The organism is Moritella sp. 28 (assembly GCF_018219435.1).
In the GTDB taxonomy this organism is placed as follows: domain Bacteria; phylum Pseudomonadota; class Gammaproteobacteria; order Enterobacterales; family Moritellaceae; genus Moritella.
Map to the genome: position 1 here is coordinate 2881654 of NZ_CP056121.1, position 25138 is coordinate 2906791.

The 25138-nt window shown below is 40.0% G+C and carries 26 protein-coding genes; 7 read left to right on the plus strand and 19 right to left on the minus strand.

Going from position 1 to position 25138, the window contains the following annotated elements; all coding sequences use genetic code 11:
- Positions 1-11: 11 nt before the first annotated feature.
- Together HWV02_RS22870 and HWV02_RS12740 are read right to left on the minus strand one after the other, a co-directional pair.
- On the minus strand, positions 12-305 hold the full coding sequence (locus HWV02_RS22870) for a hypothetical protein (RefSeq protein ID WP_255550317.1): 294 nt from the start codon (positions 303-305) through the stop codon (positions 12-14).
- Entirely contained in the window at positions 278-490 is a 213-nt protein-coding gene (locus HWV02_RS12740) for a hypothetical protein (protein WP_255550318.1), read from the minus strand. The genes HWV02_RS22870 and HWV02_RS12740 overlap by 28 nt, the downstream gene beginning before the upstream one ends.
- 86 nt (positions 491-576) lie before the next feature.
- Between HWV02_RS12740 and HWV02_RS12745 the strand changes: the two genes are divergently transcribed.
- Together HWV02_RS12745 and HWV02_RS12750 are read left to right on the plus strand one after the other, a co-directional pair.
- Complete coding sequence (locus HWV02_RS12745; RefSeq protein ID WP_255550319.1) at positions 577-819, plus strand: hypothetical protein; 243 nt, start codon at positions 577-579, stop codon at positions 817-819.
- Positions 816-1265 (plus strand): hypothetical protein, encoded by a 450-nt coding sequence (locus HWV02_RS12750; protein ID WP_211688044.1) that lies wholly within the window; start codon positions 816-818, stop codon positions 1263-1265. Before HWV02_RS12745 ends, HWV02_RS12750 begins: the two co-directional genes overlap by 4 nt.
- 211 nt (positions 1266-1476) lie before the next feature.
- Here HWV02_RS12750 and HWV02_RS12755 read toward each other — a convergent pair whose 3' ends face one another.
- The 8 genes from HWV02_RS12755 to HWV02_RS12790 form a co-directional block, all read right to left on the minus strand.
- Entirely contained in the window at positions 1477-2997 is a 1521-nt protein-coding gene (locus HWV02_RS12755; protein ID WP_211688046.1) for an ISNCY family transposase, read from the minus strand.
- Between the two features lie 251 nt (positions 2998-3248).
- The gene (locus HWV02_RS12760; protein ID WP_211688047.1) at positions 3249-3749 is read right to left on the minus strand and encodes a hypothetical protein; all 501 of its coding nucleotides are present in this window, start codon (positions 3747-3749) and stop codon (positions 3249-3251) included.
- Positions 3750-4086: 337 nt separating this feature from the next.
- Entirely contained in the window at positions 4087-4332 is a 246-nt protein-coding gene (locus HWV02_RS12765) for a PapB/FocB family fimbrial expression transcriptional regulator (protein WP_211688049.1), read from the minus strand.
- Positions 4333-4400: 68 nt separating this feature from the next.
- Positions 4401-4721, minus strand: coding sequence for a hypothetical protein (locus HWV02_RS12770; RefSeq protein ID WP_211688050.1), 321 nt, complete (start codon positions 4719-4721; stop codon positions 4401-4403).
- Complete coding sequence (locus tag HWV02_RS12775; RefSeq protein ID WP_211688052.1) at positions 4684-4887, minus strand: hypothetical protein; 204 nt, start codon at positions 4885-4887, stop codon at positions 4684-4686. Before HWV02_RS12775 ends, HWV02_RS12770 begins: the two co-directional genes overlap by 38 nt.
- A gap of 14 nt (positions 4888-4901) precedes the next feature.
- A complete protein-coding gene (locus HWV02_RS12780) occupies positions 4902-5111 on the minus strand; it encodes a hypothetical protein (RefSeq protein WP_211688054.1) in 210 nt (69 codons plus the stop codon).
- On the minus strand, positions 5108-5278 hold the full coding sequence (locus HWV02_RS12785) for a hypothetical protein (RefSeq protein WP_211688056.1): 171 nt from the start codon (positions 5276-5278) through the stop codon (positions 5108-5110). The genes HWV02_RS12780 and HWV02_RS12785 overlap by 4 nt, the downstream gene beginning before the upstream one ends.
- Before the next feature lie 379 nt (positions 5279-5657).
- Complete coding sequence (locus tag HWV02_RS12790) at positions 5658-5945, minus strand: helix-turn-helix transcriptional regulator (RefSeq protein ID WP_211688058.1); 288 nt, start codon at positions 5943-5945, stop codon at positions 5658-5660.
- 149 nt (positions 5946-6094) lie between these two features.
- Here HWV02_RS12790 and HWV02_RS12795 point away from each other — a divergent pair, with 149 nt between their 5' ends.
- From HWV02_RS12795 to HWV02_RS12810, 4 genes are all read left to right on the plus strand, one after another.
- Positions 6095-7012: a permease gene (locus tag HWV02_RS12795; protein ID WP_211688060.1), complete on the plus strand. Its 918-nt coding sequence runs from the start codon at positions 6095-6097 to the stop codon at positions 7010-7012.
- A gap of 664 nt (positions 7013-7676) precedes the next feature.
- Positions 7677-8360: a thioester domain-containing protein gene (locus HWV02_RS12800; RefSeq protein ID WP_211688062.1), complete on the plus strand. Its 684-nt coding sequence runs from the start codon at positions 7677-7679 to the stop codon at positions 8358-8360.
- A gap of 449 nt (positions 8361-8809) precedes the next feature.
- Positions 8810-9070 (plus strand): hypothetical protein, encoded by a 261-nt coding sequence (locus tag HWV02_RS12805; RefSeq protein WP_211688064.1) that lies wholly within the window; start codon positions 8810-8812, stop codon positions 9068-9070.
- A gap of 71 nt (positions 9071-9141) precedes the next feature.
- Positions 9142-10110, plus strand: a complete 969-nt coding sequence (locus tag HWV02_RS12810; RefSeq protein WP_211688066.1) for a tyrosine-type recombinase/integrase — start codon at positions 9142-9144, stop codon at positions 10108-10110.
- Between the two features lie 134 nt (positions 10111-10244).
- Here HWV02_RS12810 and sucD read toward each other — a convergent pair whose 3' ends face one another.
- From sucD to sdhC, 8 genes are all read right to left on the minus strand, one after another.
- Positions 10245-11114, minus strand: coding sequence for a succinate--CoA ligase subunit alpha (gene sucD, locus HWV02_RS12815; protein WP_211671843.1), 870 nt, complete (start codon positions 11112-11114; stop codon positions 10245-10247).
- Positions 11115-12281 carry an ADP-forming succinate--CoA ligase subunit beta gene (gene sucC / locus HWV02_RS12820; RefSeq protein WP_211671844.1) on the minus strand — a complete coding sequence of 389 codons (1167 nt, stop codon included), beginning with the start codon at positions 12279-12281 and terminating at the stop codon, positions 11115-11117. It abuts the gene before it with no gap.
- Positions 12282-12386: 105 nt separating this feature from the next.
- Positions 12387-13556: a 2-oxoglutarate dehydrogenase complex dihydrolipoyllysine-residue succinyltransferase gene (gene odhB, locus HWV02_RS12825; protein WP_211676195.1), complete on the minus strand. Its 1170-nt coding sequence runs from the start codon at positions 13554-13556 to the stop codon at positions 12387-12389.
- 21 nt (positions 13557-13577) lie between these two features.
- On the minus strand, positions 13578-16391 hold the full coding sequence (gene sucA, locus HWV02_RS12830) for a 2-oxoglutarate dehydrogenase E1 component (RefSeq protein ID WP_211676196.1): 2814 nt from the start codon (positions 16389-16391) through the stop codon (positions 13578-13580).
- A 117-nt stretch (positions 16392-16508) separates the two neighbouring features.
- On the minus strand, positions 16509-17225 hold the full coding sequence (locus HWV02_RS12835; protein WP_211676197.1) for a succinate dehydrogenase iron-sulfur subunit: 717 nt from the start codon (positions 17223-17225) through the stop codon (positions 16509-16511).
- A gap of 15 nt (positions 17226-17240) precedes the next feature.
- Positions 17241-19022, minus strand: coding sequence for a succinate dehydrogenase flavoprotein subunit (sdhA, locus tag HWV02_RS12840; protein WP_211676198.1), 1782 nt, complete (start codon positions 19020-19022; stop codon positions 17241-17243).
- Positions 19023-19367 carry a succinate dehydrogenase, hydrophobic membrane anchor protein gene (gene sdhD, locus HWV02_RS12845; protein ID WP_211676199.1) on the minus strand — a complete coding sequence of 115 codons (345 nt, stop codon included), beginning with the start codon at positions 19365-19367 and terminating at the stop codon, positions 19023-19025. It lies immediately after the preceding gene.
- The gene (gene sdhC / locus HWV02_RS12850; RefSeq protein WP_211671850.1) at positions 19361-19747 is read right to left on the minus strand and encodes a succinate dehydrogenase cytochrome b556 subunit; all 387 of its coding nucleotides are present in this window, start codon (positions 19745-19747) and stop codon (positions 19361-19363) included. Before sdhC ends, sdhD begins: the two co-directional genes overlap by 7 nt.
- Before the next feature lie 386 nt (positions 19748-20133).
- Between sdhC and HWV02_RS12855 the strand changes: the two genes are divergently transcribed.
- The gene (locus tag HWV02_RS12855; protein WP_211676200.1) at positions 20134-21423 is read left to right on the plus strand and encodes a citrate synthase; all 1290 of its coding nucleotides are present in this window, start codon (positions 20134-20136) and stop codon (positions 21421-21423) included.
- A 118-nt stretch (positions 21424-21541) separates the two neighbouring features.
- On the opposite strand, the gene HWV02_RS12860 is transcribed toward HWV02_RS12855, so the two are convergent.
- Positions 21542-24985 carry a PAS-domain containing protein gene (locus tag HWV02_RS12860; RefSeq protein WP_211688068.1) on the minus strand — a complete coding sequence of 1148 codons (3444 nt, stop codon included), beginning with the start codon at positions 24983-24985 and terminating at the stop codon, positions 21542-21544.
- Between the last annotated feature and the right edge of the window lie 153 nt (positions 24986-25138).

Genomic DNA, 25138 nt, shown 5'->3' on the forward strand with positions numbered 1-25138 from the left:
CCATCAATATATTAAATCAAGCACTGCATGCCAGGTGTTGGTTCAACGAACAAACCATGTTCATGCCCCTGCCCTGACGCAATACTTACTTGCTCAAAGACAGGAACAGCTAAGGGCTTACCTGTCACAGCATCTAATAATTGAATATCTGCCGCTTTATAGGCGCGAAATGTGCTGCTGACACTGGCGCCATTAACCGGCATATCATAAATTTTCTCTATTCGAGCCAATTGCGGTAAGTGTTTACGTTGTCCTAATTCAGGAAAGTAACGTAATACTAAGCGGCGTATAGCGTTTTTGACCATCTGATAACCTGCTTATTTCCTGTTAATGTCACTTCGGTAAGGTAACGGCCATTAAGTTTTAGTCCTGGACGTAACTTAGGGATCGCAATTAGCTCACCTTTACTCGAGCTGATTGGTTTAATTGGGTGTTCTGAAAAATCAGTGATGACCGATTTTGCCCAACCTGAATCATGCCAACTTCCCACGTAGATCTTGCCATCTGATTGTTTTTATAAAGCAATGGGGGCAACTGTGTTTGTTGTCGTTATTGGCCGCCGCTACGCAAATGTATATGTCTGGTACACGAATTACCTTTTTTCATTATTTCATGTCGGTGTTGATGGCTATTTTGTCTGCGTACATTGCGGACAGCTTTTGTCGTTGGCTTGGATTAGATGAAGGATTGAAGACTGGCATTATTGGTATTGCCGCGTATGTAGCGCCGCATCTTTTAACGGGGGTTAATGCCCTGGCGAAAGCGGTATCAAAAGACCCGAAACACTTTTTGGATATTATTATGAGGAACAAATCATGAGTTGGCTTACTTCACTGTTTAGTTTTATTTCAGCACCGATTGCGGATTTATCTGGTAGTTATCGAGAACGTAAACGTATTACGGCAGAAATGGCGGCATCGATTGCGACTGCAGAAGGAAACCTTAAGTTGGCTAAGTTAGACGCAGAAGCTAAACGCCTAGCTAATCAGGAAGGTAACGATGCTGATTATGATCTGCAGGTGTTGAAGAACCGGCGCGAATCTATAATGGATGAAATCATTATTACGGTATTTTTGGGATTGTTCATTGCGCACTTTGTGCCGCAGCTGCAGCCGTATATGGCGAATGGTTGGCTGGCTATGGGTTATGAAGGTGCGCCCTGGTACTTTGAATTTGTGATCGTGGGTATTGCGGTTTCAACGCTGGGGTTGATGCGATTGTTTCGAGCGTTCTGGGGAAGTAAGAATACTAAAGGAGTTAATTAGCCTCTTGGTAAAGTGAACAAGAAAATTTTTAATTATTTGGACTAATAACGAAACCAAGTCAAACAGTCTACAGAAAAGTAGACTGTTACAAAAAGTAGACTGTCATATGAGATATCTAGACGATGTGATTACCGAGGGAGTGTGACGGAGTAATTACCGTGGGACTTTGTCGTTTTCACTATAAAGTCTAGCTCACCCCCTCTCATTTTCACTATGGTGTTTTTGCTAATGCCTCTGAACGCTCGATCCGTAACACCTTTGTATTCAGCTTTTCTCTTACCCAGATGTTTCTAATTGTCGAGTGACTGATTGATATGTTGTGTCTTTTCATCATTTCACTACTGATAGGAATTTGGGTCAGGTGAGGTTTTTCTAATGTCAGTTCGATGACTTTATCTTCAACATCTTGGTCTATACGATTGGTATGACGAGGGATACCATACATTCTTTTCAGTGCCAGAGGTCCCTGAGTTTCAAGCAGGCGTCGATTATTGTAGATGCTTTCCCTTGAGCAACCGCTGATTCGAGCTGCTTCAGATAAGTTACCTAGCTCTTCTGCCAGGTCGATGGCATCGATTTTTTTCTGCACTTCTTCCCCGTATTCAGTTAGCTTGCATGGTTCCTTGATTTCAGCGATGGTGAGCTTACGATCGGCAAAATAAGCGGCAAAGCCGCCACCCAACTGTTTCCGTATTTCTACCTTCTGGTTCACGATTGAATGTCTTAAGGGGGAATCTATTATATACATGGTATTGTTGTAACTGAAGGTATGATCACGACGGATTTTTCTGTATTCCTTCTGAACGCAGATAGCATCAAGGTTGATATACGCTGGGACAGGTTTAAATTCCGAATGAATATTCTTTGCATGAACAGTGAGTTGTTTCAACCAGTAATCTGGAATAAAGGTATTTTGAAGATAATGATTAGCGCTGTCCATGTCCGTTATTTCTGCTATACGAAGCTCTGGAACCAAGCGGTCTTGGAAGGTATCGAACGCGCGTTCAACCCGGCCTTTACCTTGAGGTGAATTGGCAAAGATGATCTCGATCCCAAGCTCTTCACATGCCCTTTGCATTTGTGAGAAGTTGCAACGCTTCGGTCCACCAAAGATGCCAGCTCTATCAACGTAAAGCGTCTTAAACAGCCCTCGCTTCTCGATATAAGCCTTCATTACTTTCATACAACCTTCGGTAGTCTCGGACGGAAAAAACTCAGCATGGATATCACTGGTCGCATCATCGATAATGGCGATTAAACAAGACTTCTTATCACCGTACCACAGGTGCGGACTGCCATCCATTTGCAGCATTAACCCCGATGATTCCATCCGTTCACGCCTTCTTCTCACTTTTGAACGACGATGCTTAGCCCGTTTCACATGGTGAATAGCATGAGCCCAAGAGCGAAGCGTTTCACGCTTCACTTGAATTCCTTCTCTCACCCTCAAGATATCAATCAGGTGCAATAGATTGAAATCATAGTACTTCTCTTTAATGAGTGACTGAACCTGTCTCTTTAATGAGTCGGGGATCTTGTTGGTTGGCGTTTTACCCGTATTGCCATGGACAACAAAACGAACACCATCTTTTTTATATCGACTGAGATAACGTTCAATGGTTCGACTGGACTTATTAAGCAGTTTTGAGGCATTAAGAATGCTGATTTTACCTTCAGCAACTTTAGCAATCACATCAACAGTGAGTTGGGATTGGGAATTCATCACGATCATCCTTAGTAACCTCTGAAAAGTACACTGTGATACTCAGAGGATTACTGAAAAATTTGATCCGTCAATTTCCCTTGGTAATTATAAAAACGACAGAGTCGCTTGGTAGTTATGGTACGACAGAGTCCCTTGGTGTTCACATGAGATATCTAGACGAGCTAACTCGTTCATGGACAGAGCCTTGTTAGAGTACAGGCTCCAACAAGGTTCATATGTATGATCAAAAGTATGACTAAATTGAGATTAACGTTTTGTTATAACGTTTGAGGTTTAAAACGTAATCCAATTTCTTTCTTTTGAATTAAACATCCATTCCCAGCTGAAGATAAAAACCAATTAGTATTACCCTCATCAAACTTAGTTACGTGTTTATTTAATTCCGCACTATACTCAGCATTTTTCAGCTGTGACTTAGAAAATGACATACAACTCTTTTCTGAATAAAAGGTTCGAGTGTAGGCATACGAGCACTGACCATCCTTGGTCGGAGCAACATTTAAATCAATTAATTGATGCCCATCATTAAAAGAAAGTTCAAGTGTTGCACTAAAAATTTGATCGTCTGAATTTTCCGTTGCCCATAAAGACGCCGTGCCATAATTTACATTTTTTGTGAAAAACCCTTCAAGTGCAGCGATAGTAGACAAACAGCTTTTAATCCCAGCTGATTTTGCTTGGTTTACTAGCTGCTCTCCAGCATAGCTACTTGAGACAAAGAAACTACTTAGTATCAATACTATTCTTATTTTATTCATTTATTACTCCTTGATTGAAAATCCTATATTACAAACGTTATAACGCAAAATTTAGGTGTTCCGTAGACCTCATCTTGAATTTCTTGTTAAGTGTGGTTATCAACTTAACGTCTATCTGGGCATATTGTAAAACCCACAATACTTTTGCTTATAAATAAAATTCAACAAATTATCACACGGAATTATGCATAACGAAAATTACGATCTTACTTTCATAAACACTATCAAATTTATCTTTAATTACAACTGGATACGTACAAATAGTAGATGTTTATCAAATAAATTAAGTGCGTAAACAAGAACCCTAATTACCATTAACATAATAAAATCTTAACGTTTAAATTATATTCCAATCCAGTTCTTTAATTTTCTCAACCACACCAGCTACACCATTCAGCCGCTTTAATACTCGGCTAAAGTTTTGCTGTGATACATTATTCAACATGGCGGCATCACTTTCAGCTAACCCTTTAGTTAAATGGTCAGCCAGCGCGCTTTTAATATTCTCACTGTCAATTTTTGTTAACTGTAAAAGCAGATTGATTCGTTCTTCAGGCTCTAAACCCTTCGTTAAAAACTTCATAAAATTAACATCACTTAACTGATTGAGGCGAATTGATGTTTATCGCTAAGATAAACCTGAGTGGTCTGTCATTTAGTGACAAACAATGTCACAACTTTGACATTATCGATCCATAAATGATCGTTGAGATCCTTTCTAGGTAAGGCTTGAGCAATATCAGCGTGTCCATCGTCGTGTCCAAAACATGAAAAATGTAGACGTGGATTTATATCTTTTCCGACTGTTTTTAGCAGGTATAAGTTGGCAGCAGAACGGCCTTTTTGCTTAAAGATTTTATTATATCGTTCGGCAAAGTAGCGGCTAAGGTAATGCGGCATGTCACCAAAGAACTGTTTGCGCCATTCATGATCATCAAGATCGGGGGTTAGACTGAAACATCGCGTTTTCAATAAGCGACATTTCAGGTTGTTGGAATTCTTTGCTTGCAGCAGGAGTAACTTGAACATAGTTTGGTAGCTGAGGATAAACATGGCGTTTACCCCAGCTCTTTACTTGAAAAGACCATTGACGGCGAACAGCATCGGAAAGCCCTTCTGCATAATCTCTTGCATTCATACTTCAGCATAATCCTATGCATTTAATACGACATAACCGCCCTTGCCTTTTGGTCGACCGATTACGCCACGGAAAAGCTGACGGCAATCTAGCTGTTGGCAAGCGTTGTCGATGGCATCTTGTTTGGTGTCACACTCACCTATTTCAACGGTGCGAGGTTCGTGAGTTTGACCATCTCGAATGGTGCCGCCATCGGGACATACTTCGATTGCAAAATACATCATGCGACCATCCAGATAGTTGTATTGTGAATATCGAGTGTTTTCTCCCACCACAATTCTATGCAGGCGACTAACTTGGTTAAGCCGAAGCCTTGCGCCATAAAGTACACAGAACGAATAGCGCCTAGGGCTAGTTGCTCTTCCTTTGAATTAGTATCAGAACAGTACACACGAACTCTATTGCGAGTTCAATTGTGATCCAGCCTTAGTTAGATTAGATATTATGCAAAGGGGCTCTCCCTCCTATAGTGACTTGTATCCCATATTACAAAAGCATTAGAAATAAGCATTTCAATTAAAATCGATGCGAAAGTGATATTCACTAAGACAGTGCAAAATGATCCATCCAGAATTACGGGTTAAAATTGGTTTTAAAAGGGTAAAGTTAGCGTTAGAGAGGACTTTTTGCCTGAGTAGTGAAATGACTCTGCGCATTATCACCTTTATGTTCAATAGGCCGCTCAGGGACGATTTTAGCCCTAGAACTAAAAAGCCTCCAATCAGGAGGCCAATTTCAATGAACCACTACAAATGATCAATAAGTCATACTCACTGAGTTTCACAACAGTCCTTTTGTAGGAAATCGATGACTTGCTCTCGAATATCATAATTTGCCACACAGAATAATACGCGTCCTTCTCTACGTTGTGAAATCAGCCCAGCAGATACCAAACTTGAAATATGATGAGACAGTGTGGAATTAGGTATTTTAATATTGTCACATACCTTTCCAACAGGTGCTCCCTGCGCCCCCGCTCTCATCACAATTTTGTATATCGCGAGTCGAACTGGATGACCCAATTCTTTGAACGCCTTAGCGATTACCTCAATACTCATATGTACACTCATCAATATGTAAACCTGTCTATTATAATACCACAAGGTTATTTCGATAAACATGGAAATAAAGTTGACAGTGCTTTTTAAGATCGGTATATTACAATTATTCCAGAAACATCGAAATGAAGAAGCGAAAGGCACTTATTATGATAAACATTACACAAGACATGGTCATGGACACGTTAGGTATGTTCGCATTCTTAGCCGTTGAATTAACAATTTTGTTTTTAGTGATTAGTTACATTGTTGGGATACTACAAGAGTATATTCCGCCATCAAAAATCCAAAGTATTCTAAGCGGTAAAAACGGTAGAGGTTACATTGTTGCAGGTTTACTTGGTGCGATTACACCGTTCTGTTCATGCTCTACGATTCCTTTTCTTAAAGGGCTGTTAAGAGCGAAAGCGGGATTTGGTACCATGATGGTATTCTTGTTCGCAAGTCCACTGTTAAACCCGATCATTATTGGTTTGTTTGCCGTAACGTTCGGCCTCGAAGTAACTGTTTTCTACTTTGTGATAGCAATGGGTGTATCGGTTGTAGCTGGTTACACATTAGAAAAACTAGGTTTTGAAAAATATGTTAGAGCTGAAGCGTACATGACGCCAGAAGCAAAAGGTTGCGCAACAGCCTGTGGTGGTAAAAAAACACCGGTGAGCAAATGGATGCGTATTTGGAACACGACTTGGGTTGATTTCAAAAAAGTAGTCCCGTATTTAGTCGGTGGTATTGCACTTGGCTCAATGATTTACGGCTTTATGCCAACTGAATTTGTAGCAAGTGTGGCGAGTGCAGACAACCCATTTGCTATCCCAGTTGCAGCGGTAATCGGTATTCCACTTTATATTAGAGCTGAAGCTGTTATCCCTCTAAGTGCAGCATTAGCAGCAAAAGGCATGGGACTTGGCGCGGTAATGGCATTGATTATTGGTAGTGCAGGTGCAAGTTTAACAGAAGTTATTTTACTTAAATCTATCTTCAAAAACCAAATGATTGCAGCGTTCTTATTTGTAATCCTGAGCATGGCAATTGGCGCAGGTTTCCTATACGAATTCATTTTCTAAGTCTAAGGAAAGTATCGAAGTAAAATTAAAAAGGCCGCACAGAGTGTGGCCTTTTGTCGTTCTCAATGTGTTGTTTTACACCTATAAAATCATACATTTATTTAAGGAATTACCACATGGAAAAAGTCATCATTATCGGCACTGGGCAAGTGTAGTGGAATAGTGAATTTGGCCACAAACTAAAAGGCTAAAATCACTGCGTATAACGCATGTTATGTAAGATCAGATCGTGAGAATGGTTCGCTACGTGAAATCTAGCGAACTAACACCCACCAAGAATTATTCCAGGCGCGTAGCTGACGGCCATCAAACATCCCAATGAGATATTCCGTTGTCACAACATTAAGTATTACCTAGTAATATTTATTACCATTACTTAACCCGATCATCGTTATGCGCATTATCACTATTTATGTTCAATAGGTCGTGTATGGATTTTTATCCAAATAAAAAATCCAATTAGGAAGCTTATTTCAATAAATATCCACATGGTTAAGAATTTTAAACGTAGGTAATATTACGTAAATCATGTCGATTTTGTTTACAAATTTAACATTTAAGCCTTTCTAAGCCTTTCTAAGCCTTTCTATTTTAACAACACTTTTCACTTGGTACGCAAAGTGCTTAATAAGTATGATTGTCACAATCCTATAAGGCGGTTTTTATGAAAATCCTATATAAATTAATTTTCATTTCTAGTCTAATCATGTCAACTAACCAAGTCAGCGCAACTACAATTTCAGCAACTTTGAATGGTTGGGAAAATGACTGGAATGAAGGCGCACTATTCTCTTTCAATGGGGGTTATGGTACTACATCTGGAGGGTTGTTTAATTTTACCAATAATACGACATCATCAGATTTTTTGGCGTTCTGCATTGAGATAAATGAGCCAATTGGAATAGGAGATACCGTAGATTATACTATTTACCCAGCCACAGACCCCCTACCTTTGGGTACCGGCTCTGAGGTGGCTGATTACATAGGTCGTCTTTATACAAATGCATATAGCAACGTCACGGATGAGGCAACCGCGGCTGCATTTCAGTTTGCACTTTGGGAGATAATGCATGAAGACTACAATACCAACGGCTTCGATTTATCTACTGGTGACTTTCAGATGGTACAGATAATTCCAAGTGGAATACTTACAGCTGAAAACTACCTCAATTCTTTAGGGTCATGGAGTAATGACGTCATAGTTGATGTTTATCGTAACGATGGACATCAAGACTTATTGCAAGTATACCCAGAACCACCACCTATTAATGTAAATGAACCTTTTAGTTTGTCTCTACTCGGGTTTGGATTAATGGGTTTGGCATTAAAGTTAAAACGTAAGCAATAAACATAGGTCACCTTCGCAGTAACGAACACTCTGTAAATTTAACTATTCATAATAGGCATAAGCGGTATCTCCCTGCTTGTGCCTCCAAACAAACCACTTAAATACCTCTAACTAGGTGGCAATGTTAACTATTCCACTTCAAATGTTCGACAAGGTAAGTAAGGAATACTGTCGAAATAATTTACATAAATTCAAGTTATAATTCTTTAGATATGTAACAGATTGAATATGAATAAATATTAAAGTTGATGTGAAATGTGCTTCAAACCGAATAGATGTACTTTTAAGGAGATAACCATGATAAAGCTTATAGTTAGTTAAAAGCCAAACCATTATATGGAGTATAAGCACTATTTCTAAATTGGTACTTCAGACTCGTTAATTTGTAAATAATTATAATACCCTTTTGTAGTGGATAATTTCATTCACTACAAATTAAAGGTGACAGGATGTCTTTTGATACGAGATTACGCGCTATTATTCAAGAAGAGCGATATAGCAACCAACAACTCGCTAATGCGTTACGTTTTAATCTATCCGCAACAGCGAACTATGTTACTGGACAAAAGGAACCATGCTGCCAATTTTTAATGCAATTTAGCCAGCATGACTGTTTAAAAAAATACACGATATGGCTATTAACCGGAAATGTTGAGCCACGTTCAGGTCAAGTTTGTCCGGTTTTCTCAACTCAAGAGCCATGCGTTTAAATCAAAAGGAGGTGGACTCAACTACAATAAAAACGTTAGCAATACAATTTTACCCTAGGGAGGACAGTTAAATGTCTATTAAATCTATTCCTAACGGGTATGAGGTCGATTGTCGTCCGCAAGGACGAAGTGGTAAACGATACAGAAAAAAGTTTAAAACGAAAGGCGAAGCGCAGCAGTATGAACGCTGGTTATTATCAACTCAGAACCAAAAAGGCTGGGTAGAGAAATCAGCAGACAAGCGGCCGTTACGCGATTTAATTGATCTTTGGTATCACTACCATGGTCAACAGTTAAAACGCCCTGAAAAAGAGCTAAAACACCTGTTATCTATTGATAAAGACTTAGGGCACCCAAGGGCTGACCAGGTAACTAAACAGCGCGTTATGCAATTCCGAGCCGACAAAATGGCTATAGGGAATAAAGCAACAACGATCAATAGGAGCCAAGTCAGGCTAAGTGGTGTTTTTACCGTATTGATAAAAGCTGGTGAGTTTCATAACGAACACCCTTTAAAAGGGATCGGTAAACTCAAGATACGCGCAACTGAAATGGGGTTTTTAAATAAAAAAGAAATCATTCAGTTGCTGGATAATCTTGGTGGCGATGAACTTAATATTGCTAAGTTGTGTTTATCGACAGGTGCGCGTTGGAGTGAAGCAGCAGAACTACGGGGAAATGATATTATTCATGGGCGAGTTACATTCAATGATACCAAAAATGGTAAAAACAGAACTGTACCTATAACGTCAGAATTAATGAATGAGATCTACAATGGGAAAACAGGTCGGTTGTTTAATGGTTCATACATGGAGTTTTACGATGTGCTGAAAGCCCAGGGCTTTGATTTACCAAAAGGTCAGGCAACGCATGTTTTACGACATACTTTTGCGAGTCATTTTATGATGAACGGGGGCAATATTTTAACGTTGCAAAAAATCCTAGGTCATTCAACGATTATGCAAACAATGACTTATGCTCACCTTGCTCCGGATTATTTGAATGAAGCGATGACGCTAAACCCAATGTCCACATTGTGACCAAACTCGTAGTATATGATACATATCGCAGTATCAATCTAAACAGTTAAAGCTATGTTTTAAATAGAAAAACCACCTTAGAGCAACTTATAGTAAGTCGCCCGAAGGTGGCTTTATTTTAAAAGAAACAGGTATTAACCTAATTTAGCACGTAAAGCAGAACCAATATCAGCAAGTGAACGTACCGTTGCTACACCAGCATCTTCCAGTGCTGCAAATTTCTCGTCTGCAGTACCTTTACCGCCAGCAATAATTGCCCCAGCATGGCCCATACGCTTACCTGCTGGCGCTGTAACGCCAGCAATGTAAGAAACGACAGGTTTAGTTACATTCGCTTTAATATAAGCTGCTGCTTCTTCTTCTGCCGTACCACCAATTTCACCAATCATAACGATTGCTTCAGTTTGTGGATCATTTTCGAATAATTCAAGTACGTCAATAAAGTTTGTACCTGGGATCGGATCACCACCGATACCAACACATGTTGATTGACCATAACCTTCATCGGTTGTTTGTTTTACTGCTTCGTACGTAAGCGTACCAGAGCGTGAAACAATACCAATTTTACCCGGCTTGTGAATGTGACCAGGCATAATACCAATCTTACATTCACCAGGAGTAATAACACCGGGACAGTTAGGACCGATCATACGAACGTTTTCTTGATCAAGTTTAACTTTAACTTCGATCATATCAACAGTCGGTATGCCTTCTGTAATACAAACGATAAGTTCGATACCAGCATCAATTGCTTCAAGAATCGCATCTTTACAGAACGGAGCAGGTACATAAATAACAGAAGCTGTTGCGCCTGTTGTTTCTACTGCATCACGTACTGTATTAAATACAGGTAAACCTAAATGTGTAGTGCCGCCTTTACCAGGAGAAACACCACCAACCATTTGAGTTCCGTAATCAATAGCTTGCTCTGAGTGGAAAGTACCTTGACCACCAGTGAAACCTTGGCAGATCACTTTCGTATCTTTATTAATTAAAACGCTCATTTATTTGCCCTCCGCTGCTGCAACAACTTGTTGCGCTGCATCCGTTAGGCTAGATGCTGCAATAATATTTAAGTCAGATTTAGCTAAAACTGCACGGCCTAATTCTGCATTGTTACCTTCAAGACGTACAACAACTGGCACTTGTACACCAACTTCTTGTACTGCGCCAATAATACCTTCAGCGATCATATCGCAACGAACGATACCACCGAAAATATTAACAAGTACGGCTTTAACATTGTCATCAGAAAGAATGATTTTGAATGCTTCAGCAACACGTTCTTTTGTTGCACCGCCGCCTACGTCAAGGAAGTTAGCTGGTTTTCCGCCATGGATGTTAACAATATCCATAGTGCCCATTGCTAGACCCGCGCCGTTTACCATGCAACCAATACTACCGTCTAATGCAACATAGTTTAGCTCAAATTTAGCAGCGTGAGCTTCACGTGCATCTTCTTGAGTAATATCTTGCATTGTACGTAGCTTAGGTTGACGATAAAGTGCATTTGAATCGATAGTAATTTTACCATCTAAACAAACAAGGTCACCTGCGCCAGTAATGATAAGCGGGTTGATTTCAAGTAATGCCATATCAGAATCAGTGAACATTTTAGCTAGACCCATAAAGATCTGTGTAAACTGCTTGATTTGAGCACCTTGTAAACCAAGTTTGAACGCAAGTTCACGTGCTTGGTAAGGTTGTGCACCTACAAGTGGATCAATCGTTGCTTTGTGAATTAACTCTGGAGTTTGTTCAGCAACAGTCTCAATGTCAACACCACCTTCAGTTGATGCCATAAATACAACTTTACGCGAACCACGGTCAATAACCGCACCAAGGTAAAGTTCATTAGCGATATCACCTGCAGCTTCAACTAAAATTTGTGAAACTGGCTGACCGTGTTCATCAGTCTGATAAGTAACTAAGTTCTTACCTAACCAATGCTCAGCAAATGCAGTAATTTCGTCTTTAGACGTTACAAGCTTAACACCACCTGCTTTACCACGCCCACCGGCGTGAACTTGACATTTAACAACCCATTTATCGCCACCAATTTTGTCAGCGAAAGCTGCCGCTTCATGAGGTACGTTTGTTGCGTAACCTTCTGGAACTGGCAAACCATATTCAGCAAAAAGTTGTTTTGCCTGATACTCATGCAGATTCATGCTCGTATATCCATGTTATTAGCCACTAGGGCTTGTCCCGAAAACTTACGCCTTAAGATAAGGCGTAAGCAACTAAATAATTAAATTAAATAATTAAACTAAATATTACACATCTAAAAGAAGACGAGTTGGGTCTTCTAATAATTCTTTTACTGTTACTAAGAAGCCTACAGATTCTTTACCATCAACCAAACGGTGATCGTAAGAAAGTGCTAGATACATCATAGGTAAAATTTCAACTTTACCATCAACAGCCATTGGACGATCTTGGATTTTATGCATACCCAAGATTGCACTCTGTGGTGGGTTGATGATTGGAGTTGACATTAATGAACCAAATACACCACCGTTTGTAATCGTGAAATTACCACCGGTTAGATCTTCAATTGACAGTTTACCGTCACGACCCTTAAGTGCTAGTTCACGAATATTCTTCTCGATATCTGCAAGGCTCATCGTATCGCAATCGCGTAATACAGGTGTTACTAGGCCACGCGGTGTAGAAATCGCGATGCTTACATCAAAGTAGTTGTGATAAACAATATCAGTACCATCGATTGAAGCGTTAACTTCAGGGTAACGTTTTAATGCTTCAACAACCGCTTTCACGTAGAAAGACATAAAACCTAAGCGGATACCATGACGCTCTTCAAATACATCTTTATATTGTTTACGAATATCCATGATAGGTTTCATGTTGATTTCGTTAAACGTTGTTAACATTGCCGTTGAGTTTTTAGCTTCTAAAAGACGTTCTGCGATACGCTTACGAAGACGCGTCATAGCAACACGTTTTTCGCTACGGCCTGGTTGAAGTTCAACAACCGGAGCAGCTACTGGTGATTTTGCTACTGGCGCTACAGGTGCTAATACTTTTTCAACATCTTCTTTTGTGATCAGACCATTTTTTCCTGTACCAGTGATCTTCGAAGCATCTAAGCCTTTTTCTGCAATAAGGCGGCGAACAGCAGGGCTCGCGTCAACTGATTGTTCGCTTGCTTCTGCAGGTTTATCTTTTGTTTCTTCACCAGCGACAGCGCCAGCTTTTAAACGACCAATAACTTGCTGGCCAAGAACCGTTGCGCCTTCTTCTTCTAGAATTTCAGCAAGAACACCAGATTCAACTGCTGGAACTTCTAGAATAACTTTGTCTGTCTCAATCTCTACAATTACTTCGTCACGTTCAACAGCATCACCAGGGCGTTTGTGCCATGTTGCTACTGCTGCGTCAGCTACTGATTCAGGTAGTACAGGTACCAAGATTTCAATTGTCATTTTCATAATTCCTTTAATAAACTATTTCTGCGCAACAGTTAAAGCATCTTCAATAAGTGCTAACTGCTGTTTTGTATGTACAGACATATACCCGACAGCTGGTGATGCTGATGCAGCACGTCCAGCGTAACTTAGTTTCGCACCTTGCGGGATAGACTCCCAGAAGTGGTGTTGACTTGAATACCAAGCGCCCTGATTCTGAGGTTCTTCTTGACACCAAACAAACTGTTCTACGTGTTGGTACTCTGAAAATACAGCTGCAATTTCCGCATGTGGGAAAGGATAAAGCTGTTCAATTCGCACAATAGCAACATCTGTTTGACCAGTTTTACGACGCGTTTCAAGTAAATCGAAATAAACTTTACCGCTACACATCACAACGCGTTTAACTTGCGTTGGGTCAACTTCATCAATTTCACCAATGATATTTTGGAACGTGCCTTCTGCTAGTTCAGACAGTTCAGAAATAGCCAAAGGATGACGTAACAATGATTTTGGTGTCATGACGATCAATGGTCGACGCATAGGACGCACAGTCTGACGACGAAGCATATGATAAACTTGCGCAGGTGTACTTGGTACACACACTTGCCAGTTATGCTCAGCACACATTTGCATATAACGTTCTAGACGTGCAGATGAATGCTCAGGACCTTGCCCTTCATAGCCATGTGGTAACATCACTGTTAAACCACACATACGGCCCCATTTCTGTTCACCAGAAGAAAGGAATTGATCGAATACAACTTGTGCACCATTGGCAAAATCACCAAATTGTGCTTCCCAAATAGTCAAACCACTTGGTTCAGTTGTCGCATAACCGTACTCAAATGCTAATACCGCTTCTTCAGACAAAACTGAATCATGGATAGTTAACTCACCTTGTTCAGGTTTTAAGTTAGCTAATGGTGTATAAGTGCTCGCATTTTCTTGATTGTGAACAACTGCGTGACGATGGAAGAAAGTACCACGGCCTACATCTTGTCCAGTAATACGTACTTTGTAGTTATCATCAAGTAACGTTGCATATGCTAATGTTTCAGCAAAACCCCAATCACAAGGTTTTTCACCGTTTGCCATAGCAACACGATCGTTATAAATCTTCTGTACACGAGATTGGATCTTGTGTCCTTCAGGTACAACCGTCATTTTCAACGCAAGGTCTGACAATGTTTCTTGCGGAACCTGAGATTGATAAGGCATATCCCATTCGTGTTTTAAGTACGGGTTCCAATCAACAGAGTGCTGTTGCATTGGGCGCCATTCTTTAACAACACATTCACCGCCATCAAGTAAATCACGATATTCATTAATAAAACCGGTTGCTTCGGCAGCATCAATTACAGCTTCATTAACAAGTTGATCGGCATAGATTTTACGTGGCGTTGGATGTTTTTTAATTTTTTTGTACATTAATGGTTGAGTTGCACTAGGCTCATCAGCTTCATTATGACCATGGCGGCGATAACAAACTAAATCAATAACAACGTCACGCTTGAATGTATTACGGAAATCAAGCGCTATTTGTGTAACCAATACAACAGCTTCAGGATCATCAGCATTTACATGGAAGATAGGTGCCTGAACCATTTTTGCGATATCCGTACAGTATTCTGTCGAACGCATATCTTTCGGATTTGATGTCGTGAAACCGACTTGGTTATTGACAACAATTCGAATAGTACCGCCAATACCATAAGCGCGTGTTTGTGACATATTAAATGTCTCAGCAACAACACCTTGACCAGCGATTGCAGAATCACCATGAATTGTAATTGCCAGTACTTCATCACCGTTAGTACTACCATGACGTTCTTGACGAGCACGAACAGAGCCCATTACTACAGGGTTAACAATTTCTAAATGCGATGGATTAAAAGCAAGTGCTAAATGTACATTTCCGCCTGGAGTATTAAAATCAGAACTAAAGCCCTGATGATATTTAACATCACCAGCACCCCATGCGTCACTGTGTTTACCAGCAAACTCATCAAATAAGTCTGTTGGTTTTTTACCAAGTACATTCACCAGCATATTCAGTCTGCCGCGGTGAGCCATACCAATAACAGCTTCTTTGATACCTTGTTCACCACTACGACGAATTAACTCTTTCATCATTGGAATTAGTGCATCACCGCCCTCAAGCGAGAAACGTTTAGCACCAGGGAACTTAGCACCAAGGTATTTTTCCAGACCTTCAGCAGCAGTTAAATTATCTAAAAATCGTAATTTATCTTCTTTTTCAAACTCTGGTGTGCTTTCAACTGATTCTAAACGGCTTTGGATCCAACGTTTTTCTTCAGTAGATACAATGTGCATATATTCGGCTGCAATTGAACCACAATATGTTTTTTGTAATGAAGTATAAAGCTCACTGAGTTTCATACTTTCTTGGCCAATTGCATATGAACCAACATTAAAGTTAGCATCAAAATCAGCATCAGAAAGGTTGTGATATTCAGGATCTAGATCTTGTACACGATCACGTGTCCATAGACCTAATGGATCTAAGTTAGCGTGTTGATGACCACGAAAACGGAAAGCATTGATTAACTGTAATACTTTAACCTGCTTTGCATCATTATGTGGATCGCTTACTTGAGCAGCGTATCGAGAGGTATCCTTCGCAAGGCGAATGAAATAATCCTTTACAGGACCATGTGGAACTTCTTTAGTATTATCAACTTTAGGTAATCCTAAAAATACAGTTTGCCATTCTTCGCCAACTGAATCTGGATCTGCCAAAAATTGCTCATATAGATCTTCAATATATGTCTGGTTCGCACCGGCTAGATGAGAGGATTCTAACCAGGCTTTCATGACGTTATTCTGCATTCTCTGCCCTTTTCACTTTAAATGTCCATCGCGCCAGAGATGGTAGCAAAGATTTCAAATTACTTGGCCATTCCCAACGGAATGACCATTGTAACTAAAAACTAACAAAAAACATTGCTACACCGCACGTTGTAGTAACATAGATTTAATATTACCGATTGCTTTTGTAGGATTTAGACCTTTAGGACACACGTTTACACAGTTCATAATACCGTGACAACGGAATACACTAAACGCATCGTCTAATTCTGATAAACGTTCTTCAGTTGCTGAGTCACGACTATCGACTAAGAAGCGGTAAGCCGCTAATAAGCCTGCAGGACCAACGAACTTGTCAGGGTTCCACCAGAATGATGGGCATGAAGTTGAACAACATGCACACAAGATACACTCATACAGACCATCTAACTTCTCACGTTCTTCAGGAGACTGAAGGTTTTCGCGAGCAGGTGGGATAGCACTGTCGTCTGTAATTAAGAACGGTTTAATACGTGCATAATTATCATAAAATTGTGACATATCAATAACGAGATCTCGGACCACTGGCAAACCTGGTAGCGGTCGAATAACAATCGTTTTGTTCACATTTAAATCAGACAATGGTGTGATACATGCTAGGCCATTTTTGCCATTCATGTTAATACCATCAGAGCCACATACACCTTCACGGCAAGAACGACGGAAAGCTAATGTCGCATCTGTTTCTTTTAACAAGATAAGAGCGTCAAGAACCATCATGTCAGAACCTTCAGGTACTTCAAGGTTCATTTCTTGCATTTTAGGTTTGCTATCAACATCAGGGTTATAGCGATAAATTGAAAATTTAACTTGCATCTTGATCCCTTATGTTTAGTAAACGCGAGCTTTAGGCACAAAGTGCTTCAGCTGCTCTTCGGTTAACAAGTTTGGTGATAAATTCACTTCACGAGTTGTCATTTCTTCACTTGTAGGTAAGTACAGTGAATGACATAACCAATTCGCATCATCACGATCTGGATAATCAAAGCGGCTGTGTGCACCACGACTTTCTGTACGGAAATTAGCAGCATGTGCTGTAGCAAATGCAGTTTCCATCAGATTATCAAGCTCTAAACATTCAATACGTTGAGTATTAAACTCTGTTGATGTGTCATCTAAACGTGCATTTTGTAAACGTTTACGAATGGTACGTAACTGCTCAAGGCCTTCAGCCATTGATTCACCTTCACGGAATACCGAGAAGTTAAGTTGCATACATTCTTGTAAATCTTTACGAATCTGAACAGGATCTTCACCGTCTTGGTTATTTTCCCAACGATTTAGACGTTCAAGTGATGTATCAACATTTGCGTCAGTAGCTTCTTTTGGCTCAGGAATAGTATCAAGCGCAGTACCTAGGTAATTACCAGCAGCACGACCAAATACAACAAGATCCAGCAGTGAATTACCACCTAAACGGTTTGCACCATGCACAGATACACAAGCGATTTCACCAACAGCAAATAAACCAGCAACAACTTCCATGCTACCGTCTTCTTTACGTGTTAATACTTCACCGTTAATATTTGCAGGTAAACCACCCATCATATAGTGACAAGTAGGAATTACTGGAATTGGTTCTTTCACTGGATCAACGTGAGCAAATGTACGAGATAATTCACAAATACCAGGTAGACGTGACTCAAGTACTTCTTCACCAAGATGATCGAGTTTTAGTTTAATGTGTGGACCCCAAGGACCATCACACGCACGACCTTCACGGATTTCAGTCATCATTGAACGAGCTACAACGTCACGGCCCGCAAGATCTTTCGCGTTAGGTGCATAACGTTCCATGAAACGTTCACCATCTTTGTTTAGAAGGTAACCACCTTCACCACGACAACCTTCTGTTACAAGCACACCTGCGCCAGCAATACCTGTCGGGTGGAACTGCCACATTTCCATATCTTGTAATGGAACACCAGCACGAATTGCCATACCAACACCGTCGCCAGTATTGATGTGTGCATTCGTTGTAGAAGAGTAGATACGACCCGCACCACCTGTAGCAAATACGGTTGCTTTTGATTTGAAGTAACAGATTTCACCTGTTTCAATATCAATCGCCGTACAACCAGTGATAATACCATCGTCATTTTTAACGAGATCTAGTGCATACCATTCAGAAAATACTTTCGTTTCGTTCTTTACGTTTTGTTGGTAAAGAAGGTGAAGTAATGCATGACCTGTACGATCGGCTGCAGCAGCTGTACGAGCCGCTTGTGCGCCACCGTATGCAAGTGACTGACCACCAAATGGACGTTGATAAATAGTACCATCTTCAAAACGAGAGAATGGCAGACCCATGTGCTCAAGTTCTAAAATAGCTTCTGGACCCGTTTTACACATAAATTCGATAGCGTCTTGGTCACCGATATAATCAGAGCCTTTAACAGTATCGTACATGTGCCATGTCCAATCATCTTCGTGTGAATTACCTAAAGCAACGGTAATACCACCTTGAGCAGATACGGTATGTGAACGAGTTGGAAAAACTTTAGATAAAAGTGCACAACTTTTACCTGATTTAGATATTGATAGCGCAGCACGCATACCAGCACCACCGGCACCAATAACTACTGCGTCAAATTCGCGAACTGGAATACTCACTTATAACCCCCAAAGAACAACAAAACCAACAAGCGCATAAACAAATGCAGTGGTTGTTAGAACAAACTGTAATGCACCACGTAAACCGGTTGATTTAACATAGTCAGTTAATACCTGCCATACACCAATCCATGCATGGATGACGATAGCGATAAGGGTAAGAAGTGTGAATACTTTATTTCCAGTACTTGCAAAGAATTCAGACCATACTTGAAAAGTAAGGTCGTTAAATGCAACGAAACCAACAAAATAAAATGTATATAGTGCCATGATGATGGCGGTTGCGCGGATCATGATAAAATCATGAGTGCCACTGCGGCCATAACTTGCTGCGTTAGTTACCATACCATTATCCCCGCTAGGATTGATAAAACAACGGTTGCAACAAAAGATACTTTCGCACTTAATGCACCCGATTCAAGCTCTTCAAAATAACCCATGTCCATCAATAAATGACGGATACCACCAGCAATATGATATGCAAGTGCGGTTAGGATTCCCCAAAGAATGAATGTACCAAAGAAACCAGACACAATTTCTTGTGCATTCTGGAAACCTTGTTCAGAAGATAGTGATTCTGTCAGTAACCATAAAAGAATACCCACTGCAAACAACATTATTACACCAGAGATTCGGTGTAGGATAGATGCGATTGCTGTGATTGGCATGCTAATAGTCTGCAGATCTAGATTTACAGGTCTTTGCTTTTTCACGATATCGCTCACTCAGCTCCATTGAGCATAGTTATTATTATATTGATATAGATCACAGAAATGTATTATTTCCATAACAAATTTCTTTCAAATGAAAGCCCTTGTTTATTTCTTGTTCAAAAGACAAATAAAATAATGATTATAAGCACTTACATATCTAGAACAAAATTAAAAGAAGGACTCTTGATCCGTGAATAAGTATACCTACATCACAATTTATTTACAAATATAAAAGACCTTATAGCAACATTTACATTGAAATTGAAACATAGGTTAACCTTTTAGTGTTTTTTCTTTGATTATTTTGTAACAAAATTGACATTGGGAATTAATAAAGGTAGCTTTAGCTTCGAATTTCATGAAGAAATCTAATTATAAATAAGCAAAGGAGACGTGCTATGGCTAATCAAAAAGCCACGTTAAACCTACCCGGCCAAGAGCCAGTTGAATTTCCAATTTTATCTGGTACAGCTGGTCACGATGTTATCGACATTCGTACCCTAGGTAGTAAAGGATATTTCACCCATGATCCAGGTTTTATGGCAACGTCATCATGTGAGTCAAAAATTACTTATATTGATGGTGTAGAAGGTATCCTACTACATCGCGGTTACGCTATTGATGATTTAGCATTTAATGCGGATTATTTAGAAGTTTGTTATATTATTCTTTACGGTGATGCACCAACAAAAGAACAATATGAACAATTCAAAGCGACAGTACATAAACACACTATGGTGCACGAACAATTTGCATCTTTCTTCAAAGGTTTCCGCCGTGATTCTCATCCAATGGCGATCCTCTGTGGTGTTTCAGGCGCACTTGCAGCCTTTTATCATGATTCACTAGATGTGACGAATCAACGTCACCGAGAAATTTCAGCATTCCGTTTATTATCTAAAATGCCGACAATTGCTGCTATGTGTTACAAATATTCAATTGGTCAACCTTTTGTATATCCAGATAACAGCCTTTCATACGCAGGTAACTTCCTTAAAATGATGTTCTCTGTACCGTGTGAAACATATGAGGTTAATCCTGTTGTAGAAACTGCAATGGATCGTATCTTTACGCTGCATGCAGATCACGAACAAAATGCTTCTACATCAACGGTTCGACTTGCTGGTTCGTCAGGTGCTAACCCATTTGCATGTATCGCAGCAGGTATTGCGTCACTATGGGGCCCTGCTCACGGTGGTGCTAATGAAGCTTGTCTAACAATGCTTGAAGAGATTGGTAGTGTTGATCGTATTCCTGAATTTATCGCTCGTGCGAAAGACAAAGAAGACCCGTTCCGTCTAATGGGCTTTGGTCATCGTGTTTACAAAAATAAAGATCCTCGTGCTACGGTAATGCGTAAAAGCTGTCACGAAGTACTTAAAGAACTAGACATTAATGATCCTCTATTAGATGTAGCGATGGAACTTGAGCGTATTGCGCTTGAAGACCCTTACTTCATTGAAAAGAAACTCTATCCAAATGTAGATTTCTATTCAGGTATTACATTACGTGCTATTGGCATCCCAGTTTCTATGTTTACGGTTATTTTTGCATTAGGCCGTACCGTAGGTTGGATTGCTCACTGGAACGAAATGTTAAGTCAACCTGGACAGAAAATTGGTCGTCCTCGTCAGTTATATACTGGTGAAGCACAACGTCCATTTAAAAAATTTAACGATAAAGATTAATCTAAACGTTAGTTATTAATCTTAATAAACAAAAGGCTTCTGATTTATGTCAGAAGCCTTTTTAATATTTATCAGAAATACAGGTAATATATTAAACAAATAAGCCGTTGATGAATAACTACTCGCGAATAAACTGTGTTTGCAATGTTTCCGTTAATTGTGCGCTCATCATCGCTCTTAGCGCTGCAGGTTTAACTAACTTACGTAATAAGCCAACTTTAGCCGCCGCTGCTTTATCTGCAATCCCAATCTCTGTTGTCGCCGTAATAAGAATAGCGGGTATCGCAGGGTTTATTTCTCTTAACGCTGAGATTAATGTTAGTCCATCCTCATCATTATCTAATTGATAATCGACCAACAAAATATCAAAATCACATTGTTTAAATATCGTCATCGCACTCGCAATTGAACTGGCGCCATAAACTTCACAATCCCAACTACTCATGAGCTCTAGCATACCTTCTAAAATAGCAGGGTTATTATCTATACATAACACAGCGGTTCCCGTCAGGTCCGTTGGCACAATAACTGGCGTTGTGTTGTCTTGTTGTAACGCTGTTGCCTCACAAAGTTGTAGGCTAAACCGACATCCCCTGCCTTCTACTGAATCAAGCGTCAACTGATGCTCTAATAATGCTGACAAACTAGTACAAATACTCAGTCCGAGTCCTAACCCATCATTCGAACCATTATTGTCTTTTAATTGGCTAAATTGCTCGAACACTCTAACTTGGTCTTGCGCTGCAATTCCCGGCCCATTGTCTAATAACTGAACACTTAACTGACCGCTTTTCCGACGACAACCGAGCAATACTCGTCCAGGACTCGCATATCGAAATGCATTACCAATTAAATTTTGTAGAATGCGACGTAGCAGGTGTTTATCGGTATTAACCCAATGTGTGGTTGGCATAATCGTAAAACTAACACCATGCTGTTTAGCCGCAGCAGAAAATTCGCTCGCAAGTTGACTAAATAGATCATTTAACGCAAATGTTTCGATATGGGGTTTAATACTGCCACTCTCTATTCGTGCAACTTCAGCTAAATTAACAATCATTTCGTTAGCCACTTTTAACGACAAATCAATACTACTCACTTGCCGCTGTTGATTTTCATTTAGCGTAGACTGACTAGCAAGAGCCGATGTAAACAAACGTGCCGCTTCAAGCGGTTGTAACAAGTCATGACTACACACTTGTAAATAATAGCTTTTCTTACTTAGCGCTTCGTCAGCAACCACTCTCGCTTTAGCCAGTTCTTTATTTGCCTTTTCAAGTTTTTGAGTTCGCTCTGCGACTCGGGTTTCTAGATCTTGATTAGCTTCTTTTAATACCTGTTCTGCTTGCCTAAATGCCGTAATGTCTGAAAAAACCATTAAAAAACCACCGTCCGGTAATGGATTTCCTTCAATACGGATCACTTTGCCATCTTCACGTAAACGTTCAGAGCTATGGGATAGCCTTAAACGCAAAAAATCGAGACGTTTCTGAACATGCACTTCTATATTACCCGAACCACACAGACCACGCTCAGCGTTAAAGCGTATTAATGACTCGACCGGACAACCAACATAAAGGATATCATCAGGATAATTAAACAACATCGTATACTGTTTATTCCAAGCAACGAGTTCGAGTTCATCATTAATAATTGATATCCCCTCTCTGGTATTTTCTATCGCACTTTTCAGCAAGTTTTGACTAAACTCTTGGCGATGGCTGGATGCATTCCCTACTAAGGTAGCAAGTTCATCTAACGCAAAATCATGCCCATCTAAAGCTGAATTAAGTACCAATCGCGCAGACGAAGAACCCATCACACTCGACAATACTTTCTCTGTATGCTCAAGTGCATGCTCTGCGGTCTCCTTTGGTGTATGACCTAACGTGATAGCCATCTGTTCAAATGCTTTAAAACTTGCAGACGCTTTATCATCACCAACAAATTGAGCTGTTAACAATAGCAATTCATCGACAGATATGGCTTGTCGTTTAGATTTAGTTTTACGTTTACTTTCGATAAGAGATGCCGGTAATTGCCGCTTTAAAAATAATGCGCCTTGTATTCTCTCCTGAATACTCGACCTAGTCACCAGCGAAATAGCGATCATAGATACGGTATTAATCGCAAGGCAAAGTAAGTTAATAGCTGTCGAACTCGCAAAAATAGTACCTTCTAGTGGCCCAGGATAAAAGCCCAGTTGAGGCAAAAAATTAACCACCGTCCATAATGAAAAACCGATACAGATACCACTAAACACACCTTTTAATGTCGCTCGTCGCCAATAGAAAGCGGCCAACAATCCTGGCGTTAACTGTGCCAATGCACCTAACGCTGTTACACCTAAGCTTGATAGCGTAGTTGGTGGTATGAACAGAAATACAAGATAACTTAACAGGATCACAAACAGGACTAATAACTTTCGGATGTTAAGAAGTTTTAATCTAAACGCATTGTATTGAGTCGGATGTTTATTTTTCTTAAACAAAATAGGAAATATTATTTCGTTACTGAGCATAGTACTTAAAGCAATTGTAGATACAATCACCATTGAACTTGCCGCTGAAATAGCACCCAAAAATGCAAATACTGTCAGCCATATCTGATCTTGATACCAAGGTAAGACCAACACGTACATATCAACAGGAACACTATTTCCCAGTAGTAAGTAACCCGCTAGGCCTAACGGTGCAGAGAAAAATGCAAATACAAGTAAATACAATGGGAAGATACGACGACTTAACCATGCATCTTGTTCATCGCGTAATTCCACAATCATGACATGAAACTGTCGTGGTAAAACGAAAAATGCAGCCATGACTATGACAAGCATACCGCCCATCGCGCTTAGATCGGGAAACTGTAATGCACTGGCTAATTCAGCATTAGCACTCGCTTGTTGCCAAATGTCTTGTGGTGAATCAAACACTATATAGCAAATGAAAATACCGACACTGGCAAACGCTGCAACTTTAACCAGTGCTTCAAACGCAATTGCCAACATAATGCCCGGATGACGCTCTGTCACATCAATATTGCGTATACCAAACAACATGCTAAAACCTGCCAGAACACAACTCGTCACTAAACCAAGTTGCCAAGGCATAAAGTCTTGTTGAATTTGTAATTGCTGGAATGAATAAACAATGGCTTTAATTTGCAATGCAATATAGGGCATTGTCCCAAAAAGAGAAACGAGTGTGACAAGAATTGCTAATGCATGTGATTTCCCAAAACGAGCGGCGAGTAAGTCGGCAATAGAGGTTAAATTAAAGGCAATACTTGTTTTAATTACCCGCAACAAGAAAGGCCAAGCGAAAACAAGTAGTAATATTGGGCCTAAATAAATAGGCAGGTACGAATAAACACTACTTGCAGCCTGCCCTGTCGTGCCTAGAAAACTCCACGAAGTACAATAAACAGAAACAGCAAAAGCATAAATTAACGCTTGCCGTTTTCCTTCGATAAGATAACGATATTTATCACCTAAATATGCAATTAAAAATAATAACGCGATATAAAAAAAACTTAATAGCATCAACTGCCAATTTGCAAACATACTATAACCTACCCAGCAACAGTCTACTCAACTGTGCCTATCGAACTACGACTGAATTAACTTATTCAAGAACAGAGAAAGCGCGATACCCAAGCAAATCAAAGTTGGCCAATAGAAAAACCCAAAATAGATATTCAAAGCATGACACGGCTT

What these genes read in the sequence shown, in the direction of transcription:
- HWV02_RS22870 (WP_255550317.1), bottom strand. Translation starts at nt 305, where the DNA reads ATGGTCAAAAACGCTATACGCCGCTTAGTATTACGTTACTTTCCTGAA.
- HWV02_RS12745 (WP_255550319.1), top strand. Translation starts at nt 577, where the DNA reads ATGTCTGGTACACGAATTACCTTTTTTCATTATTTCATGTCGGTGTTG.
- HWV02_RS12750 (WP_211688044.1), top strand. Translation starts at nt 816, where the DNA reads ATGAGTTGGCTTACTTCACTGTTTAGTTTTATTTCAGCACCGATTGCG.
- HWV02_RS12755 (WP_211688046.1), bottom strand. Translation starts at nt 2,997, where the DNA reads ATGATCGTGATGAATTCCCAATCCCAACTCACTGTTGATGTGATTGCT.
- HWV02_RS12760 (WP_211688047.1), bottom strand. Translation starts at nt 3,749, where the DNA reads ATGAATAAAATAAGAATAGTATTGATACTAAGTAGTTTCTTTGTCTCA.
- HWV02_RS12765 (WP_211688049.1), bottom strand. Translation starts at nt 4,332, where the DNA reads ATGAAGTTTTTAACGAAGGGTTTAGAGCCTGAAGAACGAATCAATCTG.
- HWV02_RS12775 (WP_211688052.1), bottom strand. Translation starts at nt 4,887, where the DNA reads ATGAATGCAAGAGATTATGCAGAAGGGCTTTCCGATGCTGTTCGCCGT.
- HWV02_RS12780 (WP_211688054.1), bottom strand. Translation starts at nt 5,111, where the DNA reads ATGATGTATTTTGCAATCGAAGTATGTCCCGATGGCGGCACCATTCGA.
- HWV02_RS12790 (WP_211688058.1), bottom strand. Translation starts at nt 5,945, where the DNA reads ATGAGTATTGAGGTAATCGCTAAGGCGTTCAAAGAATTGGGTCATCCA.
- HWV02_RS12795 (WP_211688060.1), top strand. Translation starts at nt 6,095, where the DNA reads ATGATAAACATTACACAAGACATGGTCATGGACACGTTAGGTATGTTC.
- HWV02_RS12800 (WP_211688062.1), top strand. Translation starts at nt 7,677, where the DNA reads ATGAAAATCCTATATAAATTAATTTTCATTTCTAGTCTAATCATGTCA.
- HWV02_RS12805 (WP_211688064.1), top strand. Translation starts at nt 8,810, where the DNA reads ATGTCTTTTGATACGAGATTACGCGCTATTATTCAAGAAGAGCGATAT.
- HWV02_RS12810 (WP_211688066.1), top strand. Translation starts at nt 9,142, where the DNA reads ATGTCTATTAAATCTATTCCTAACGGGTATGAGGTCGATTGTCGTCCG.
- sucD (WP_211671843.1), bottom strand. Translation starts at nt 11,114, where the DNA reads ATGAGCGTTTTAATTAATAAAGATACGAAAGTGATCTGCCAAGGTTTC.
- sucC (WP_211671844.1), bottom strand. Translation starts at nt 12,281, where the DNA reads ATGAATCTGCATGAGTATCAGGCAAAACAACTTTTTGCTGAATATGGT.
- odhB (WP_211676195.1), bottom strand. Translation starts at nt 13,556, where the DNA reads ATGACAATTGAAATCTTGGTACCTGTACTACCTGAATCAGTAGCTGAC.
- sucA (WP_211676196.1), bottom strand. Translation starts at nt 16,391, where the DNA reads ATGCAGAATAACGTCATGAAAGCCTGGTTAGAATCCTCTCATCTAGCC.
- HWV02_RS12835 (WP_211676197.1), bottom strand. Translation starts at nt 17,225, where the DNA reads ATGCAAGTTAAATTTTCAATTTATCGCTATAACCCTGATGTTGATAGC.
- sdhD (WP_211676199.1), bottom strand. Translation starts at nt 19,367, where the DNA reads ATGGTAACTAACGCAGCAAGTTATGGCCGCAGTGGCACTCATGATTTT.
- HWV02_RS12855 (WP_211676200.1), top strand. Translation starts at nt 20,134, where the DNA reads ATGGCTAATCAAAAAGCCACGTTAAACCTACCCGGCCAAGAGCCAGTT.
- HWV02_RS12860 (WP_211688068.1), bottom strand. Translation starts at nt 24,985, where the DNA reads ATGTTTGCAAATTGGCAGTTGATGCTATTAAGTTTTTTTTATATCGCG.